Source organism: Wolbachia endosymbiont of Pentalonia nigronervosa, assembly GCF_014534705.1.
Classification (GTDB): Bacteria; Pseudomonadota; Alphaproteobacteria; order Rickettsiales; family Anaplasmataceae; genus Wolbachia.
In genome coordinates this window covers 1-3,177 of the sequence record NZ_JACVWV010000099.1, presented here as the reverse complement: position 1 = coordinate 3,177, position 3,177 = coordinate 1, and the positions used below count along the sequence as shown (strand labels likewise).

Annotated in this window: 4 protein-coding genes; all 4 read left to right on the top strand. The window is 37.0% G+C overall.

The genetic code is table 11. The annotated features are described in order from the left end of the window. The coding region (gene gpW / locus IC220_RS06615) for a gpW family head-tail joining protein (RefSeq protein ID WP_188153677.1) at window positions 1-221 on the top strand (221 nt) is incomplete at its 5' end. Between the two features lie 27 nt (window positions 222-248). Then, window positions 249-1,280 (top strand): PDDEXK nuclease domain-containing protein, encoded by a 1,032-nt coding sequence (locus IC220_RS06610; RefSeq protein ID WP_188153676.1) that lies wholly within the window; start codon window positions 249-251, stop codon window positions 1,278-1,280. Further along, on the top strand, window positions 1,280-2,713 hold the full coding sequence (locus IC220_RS06605; RefSeq protein WP_188153675.1) for a phage portal protein: 1,434 nt from the start codon (window positions 1,280-1,282) through the stop codon (window positions 2,711-2,713). Before IC220_RS06610 ends, IC220_RS06605 begins: the two co-directional genes overlap by 1 nt. After that, the coding region (locus IC220_RS06600) for a S49 family peptidase (protein ID WP_188153674.1) at window positions 2,700-3,177 on the top strand (478 nt) is incomplete at its 3' end. The genes IC220_RS06605 and IC220_RS06600, both read left to right, overlap by 14 nt.

Sequence of the window (3,177 nt, the reverse complement as noted above, 5' to 3'; positions counted from 1 at the left end):
ACACTGAAGAATATTTAGCTCAAGTTGAGCAAGCAATTCAGAAACTGCAAAACGGCAGGAGAGTGGTATCAATTGCTTATGGTGACCATGTGGTGAGATATGCAGAGGTGCAGATAAATGATCTTTTGAGCTTAAGGCAACGAATTAAGTCTGAGTTGAAAATTGCAGGTCAAAAGCCAAAGCGCAGGATTGTTATTGCGACAGATAAAGGGATTGTATAATAGTAAAAACTATTTAAAGGATAACCAATGGCAAAAATTATAGCAAAAGAGTACACGGAATTTTTAGAGCATTTGAAAGAACATATTGCTACCAATCGTTATAAAGCAGCGCTTGCAGTAAATAGCAAACTTATTTTACTTTACCACCATATTGGTGCAGAGATCTTAAAACGCCAAAAGGAACATGGTTGGGGTGCAAAAATTATTGATCAATTGAGTAAAGATTTGAGAAGTGTATTCCCAGAAATGAAGGGATTTGGTATTGCTAACCTACATAATATGAGGCGTTTTGCAGAACTTTATCCAGACCCTGAATTTCTACAGCAAGCTGCTATAGAATTACCATGGTATCATCATGTTGTTCTAATGAATCAAGTGAAGGAGCACGAAGCAAGACTTTTTTATATGCGAAATGCTTCAGAATATGGCTGGTCCCGTTCTATTCTAATGCACCAAATAGAGCTTGATCTTCATAAACGTCAAGGTAAAGCAGTTACAAATTTTAAGGAAAAATTGCCTTCTCCACAATCAGACTTAGCAAATCAAACTCTAAAAGATCCATACATTTTTGATTTTTTAAGCATAGGCAAGGATGCCCACGAAAGAGAAATAGAGAAAGGATTAGTAGCACATATAGAGAAGTTTCTTATGGAACTTGGAGCAGGCTTTTCTTTTGTTGGACGCCAATATCATTTAACAGTAAGGAAAAAGGATTATTATTTGGATCTTCTGTTTTATCACTTAAAACTCAGGTGTTTTGTAGTAATAGAAATTAAAGCAGTTGAGTTCGAACCTGAACATTCTGGTAAGATAAACTTCTATTTATCAATAGTTGACGATTTGCTAAAACATTCCACAGATAATCCTTCCATTGGCTTAATTTTATGTAAATCTAAGGATAATGTGTTGGCTGAATACGCTCTACGAGATATGAATAAACCAATAGGCCTTGCTGAATATCGAATAACTGAGAACTTACCAGAGAATATAAAGACAGCTCTGCCAACTATAGAAGAGTTAGAAGCTGAGTTATCAAAAATTTCAGATAAAGGAAAATAATGCTTTTAAAAACATTCAAACAACTATTCAAAAAACCAAAAATTCAAAGTTCAGCGTGGGATGCGTCAGGATCAGGAAGAAGAGTAATGTACTGGCAGCCAGAAAGGAGTGGAATAAATAGTTTACTTTCACATAACCTGGAACACCTACGCAGTAGATCACGGGACATGGTGAGAAAAAATCCATATGCAGCAAATATTATTGATACAATCGTTTCAAATTGTGTTGGTACGGGAATCAAGCCGCAATCAAAAGCTAAAGATGCAGAGTTTAGAAAAAAAGTTCAAGAATTGTGGCTCAAGTGGACAGATGAAGCAGATAGCTGTGGAACAAGTGATTTTTATGGATTACAAGCTCTAATTTGCAGAAGTATGATTGAAGGTGGTGAATGTTTTATTCGCCTAAGAAACCGTAAACCTAAAGATGGATTCTCTGTACCATTGCAGCTACAAGTACTGGAATCAGAGCATTTGGATAATAAGAGCAATCAAACACTTGCAAATGGGAATATTATTCGTAATGGTATTGAATTTAACCGACTTGGGCAGAGAGAAGCGTATTACCTCTTTCGAGAGCATCCAGGAGAAGGATCTTTTGGAGAATCTTTTGGAGAATCTTTTGGAGAATCTGTTAGAGTACCAGCAAGTGATGTACTTCATATATATAAACCCTTAAGACCAGGGCAAATTAGAGGAGAACCATGGCTTTCAAATGTACTTTTAAAACTCTACGAACTTGATCAATATGACGATGCAGAGCTGGTAAGAAAAAAAACTGCAGCAATGTTTGCCGGGTTTGTTACACGACTTGATCCAGAAGCAAATATAATGGGTGAAGGTGAGAGTAATGAACATGGAGTAGCATTATCAGGTTTAGAACCAGGAACAATGCAGCTTTTAGACCCAGGTGAAGACATTAAATTTTCAGAGCCATCAGATGTTGGTGGAAGTTACGAAGCATTCATGAGGCAGCAGTTAAGAGCTATAGCAATCGGCATGGGTATCACTTATGAACAACTGACGGGTGATTTAACCAACGTAAATTATTCATCAATTCGGGCTGGATTAATAGAGTTTCGCAGAAGATGTGCGATGTTGCAGCATAATATCATGGTCTTTCAATTTTGCCGGCCAGTGTGGAATAGATGGCTAGAACTTGCTACCTTATCTGGAAAACTTTCCGCTATATCTAACGAAACATCGAAAGAAGTAAAATGGATAGCACAGGGGTTTGATTGGGTGGATCCGTTAAAAGACCAACAAGCACAACAGATGGCAGTCAGAAATGGTTTTAAAAGTCGGTCAGAAGTAGTCTCAGAGCTTGGTTATGATGTTGAGGAAATTGATCAAGAAATAGCAGAAGATCAAAGACGTGCTGATTCTTTCAACCTATTTTTTGACTCTGATGCTAGGGGGAACAATGCTGCTAAATAAGCCGTTAATGCTTGAACCAAGGAGTTTTGAGCTGCTATCGCTATATAAGGAAAAACAGCCAATTTTCAAAAATTTCAAGCATTCTGTCAAAAATAGCGTAGGAGAAGAAAAAACAGCAATAATACCTATTCATGGAATTTTGACTAAAAAACCAGGAACATTTGATGATTTTCTAGGCATGACATCGTATGAAAGAGTACAAGTACAAATAGAAGAAGCTTTAATTGATAAAAAAGTTGAAACAGTTCTTTTGGATATAGACAGTCCTGGAGGAGAGGTAAGCGGTTTATTTGACCTAGCTGATTTTATCTATAATGCAAGAGCACAGAAGAAAATTATCGCTATAGCCAATGATGATGCGTACTCTGCTGCATATGCAATTGCTTCAAGCGCTGAAAAGGTTTTTGTAAGCAGAACTTCAGGAGTAGGAAGTATAGGGGTAATAGCAAGTCACATCGATCAAA